The sequence below is a fragment of the Leucobacter sp. M11 genome (assembly GCF_035726885.1).
GTDB lineage: Bacteria > Actinomycetota > Actinomycetes > Actinomycetales > Microbacteriaceae > JAPFRB01.
The window spans coordinates 75,426-77,505 of the sequence record NZ_JAPFRB010000003.1; the positions used below are offsets into that span (position 1 = coordinate 75,426).

3 protein-coding genes and 1 pseudogene are annotated in these 2,080 nt (G+C 72.2%); 3 read left to right on the plus strand and 1 reads right to left on the minus strand.

Features of this window, described 5'->3' with window-relative positions:
• Positions 1-483 (plus strand): annotated as a pseudogene (locus OOT08_RS08585) (hypothetical protein); the annotation flags it as partial.
• Between the two features lie 13 nt (positions 484-496).
• Positions 497-763, plus strand: coding sequence for a GlsB/YeaQ/YmgE family stress response membrane protein (locus OOT08_RS08590; RefSeq protein WP_325092217.1), 267 nt, complete (start codon positions 497-499; stop codon positions 761-763).
• 85 nt (positions 764-848) lie between these two features.
• On the opposite strand, the gene OOT08_RS08595 is transcribed toward OOT08_RS08590, so the two are convergent.
• Entirely contained in the window at positions 849-1,280 is a 432-nt protein-coding gene (locus tag OOT08_RS08595) for a nucleoside deaminase (protein ID WP_325092886.1), read from the minus strand.
• An 89-nt stretch (positions 1,281-1,369) separates the two neighbouring features.
• Here OOT08_RS08595 and upp point away from each other — a divergent pair, with 89 nt between their 5' ends.
• On the plus strand, positions 1,370-2,005 hold the full coding sequence (gene upp, locus OOT08_RS08600) for a uracil phosphoribosyltransferase (protein ID WP_325092218.1): 636 nt from the start codon (positions 1,370-1,372) through the stop codon (positions 2,003-2,005).
• The last annotated feature ends 75 nt before the right edge of the window (positions 2,006-2,080 follow it).

The window sequence follows — 2,080 nt, forward strand, 5'->3', positions numbered from 1 at the left end:
CAGCGAACCCGGCCGGCCGCGAGCCTCGGCCCGGCACGGGAGACCGAGCGGTCCGGGCGCGCTGAGGGTGGCCCCGGGCTGGCTGGCGCGGTGCGGATCACCCCGGCGGTCGCCTCGGACTCGCTCCGCCGGGCGCTCAGCGACGACCCGGATATCCAGTCGATCCGCGTCTCGGGTCCTCAGCTTCGCGCGGGGGCCGGCCTGGTGCTCTCGATTACCGCCCGACGGGGGGCGTCCCCCGCTCGCATCGCGGACGTCGCCGAACGCGCGCTCACGCGCTGGCAGGACCTGCTGGGCGCGGAGCATCCGACGCTCATCCGAATCGGGCACGGCTCGGCCGATCCCCGGGCGGCACTCGACCGGCCGGGGGGCAACGATTCCCGGCCGAGCCCCGCGGGTTCCGCCGCCCGAGCCCCCGGGCACACCGCAGCATCCGTTTCACCGCAGCACACGTTTGACCACACCACCCGTCCCATCACCTAGATCGGAGCACCTCATGGGCTTCCTCAGTTTCCTCCTGCTCGGCCTCATCGCCGGTTCCCTCGCCAAGATGATCCTCCCCGGCGACCGGGGCGGCGGGTGGTTCATGACCCTCCTGCTCGGCGTCGTCGGGGCGATGGTCGGCGGCTGGCTCGGCGGCATCCTCTTCAACGCCAATCTGCAGGAGTTCTTCTCCCTGCAGACCTGGGCCCTGGCGATCGGCGGCTCGATCGTCGTGCTCCTGATCTGGGGAGCGATCACCGGGCGGAAGACCTCCGCGTAGCCCGCGCACGGCCCCGAGACCGCGGGGGAGCCGGGGGGCGCTTCTCGCCCCCGGCTCCCCCGCGGTGGTGCTGCGCGCACGCGCCTCAGCGCTTCGCGGCGAAAAAGGCCTCCAGGAGCGCGACCGATTCCTCGGCAAGCACGCCGCTCGTGACCTCGCAGCGGTGCGGGAGTCGCCGGTCGCGGAGCACGTCGTAGAGGCTGCCGGCCGCCCCGGCCTTCTCGTCCCAGGCCCCGAAGACCACGACCGGAATCCGGGCGGCCTGGATCGTGCCCGCGCACATCACGCAGGGCTCCAGGGTGACCACGAGCGTGCAGCCGTCGAGGATCCGATCGCCGAGCGCGGTCGCGGCCCGGCGAATGGCGAGGACCTCGGCGTGCGCGGTGGGGTCGCCGCTCTCTTCGCGCTCGTTGCGACCGGTCGCGAGCACGGCCCCGTCTGGGCCCAGCACGACCGCGCCGACCGGGATCTCGCCGAGCGTGGCTGCGCGCTCGGCCTCGGTCAGCGCAAGCCGCATGGCGCGCTCGTGCGCGGGAGGGACCGCGATCCCGTGAATTGGCCGCACAGCCGTCTCCTTCTGGTGAGTGTTGCCCGTAGACTAAGCGTATGCGAGTCTTTGTTGCCGACCACCCGTTGATCACCCACAAGCTCACGGTGTTGCGCGACAAGAACACGGCCCAGCCGACGTTCCGTTCCCTCACCGAGGAGCTGATGACCCTCCTGGCCTACGAGGCCACCCGCGACGTCAGCGTCACCCCCATCGAGATCGAGACCCCGGTCGCCCGGACCACCGGCGTGCGCCTCAGCACCCCGGCGCCCCTCGTGGTGCCGATCCTGCGCGCCGGTCTCGGCATGCTCGAGGGCATGGTCAAGATGATCCCGACCGCCGAGGTTGGCTTCCTGGGCATGGCCCGCGACGAGGAGACGCTGCTCCCCACGACCTACGCCGAGCGGCTGCCCGAGCGGCTCGAGGGTCGGCAGTGCTTCGTCCTGGACCCGATGCTTGCCACGGGCGGCTCACTGGCCGCGGCCATCGATTTCCTCTTCGCCCGCGGGGCAGAGGACGTGACCGCGATCTGCATCCTCGGCACCCCAGAGGGCGTCGACACGATCCGGAACGCCGTGGGCGACCGCAACGTCACCCTGTTCCTCGGCGCGCTGGATGAGGGCCTCGACGAGCACGCCTTCATCGTGCCCGGCCTCGGCGACGCGGGCGACCGCCTCTACGGCACGAACACATAAGCCGCGCCGCCGGAGATCCCCGGCCCGAGGCGTCCTGACGGCACACGCCGGACGCGCCGGAACGCTGGGTTCCGA

What these genes read in the sequence shown, in the direction of transcription:
- OOT08_RS08590 (WP_325092217.1), top strand. Translation starts at nt 497, where the DNA reads ATGGGCTTCCTCAGTTTCCTCCTGCTCGGCCTCATCGCCGGTTCCCTC.
- OOT08_RS08595 (WP_325092886.1), bottom strand. Translation starts at nt 1,280, where the DNA reads ATGCGGCTTGCGCTGACCGAGGCCGAGCGCGCAGCCACGCTCGGCGAG.
- upp (WP_325092218.1), top strand. Translation starts at nt 1,370, where the DNA reads ATGCGAGTCTTTGTTGCCGACCACCCGTTGATCACCCACAAGCTCACG.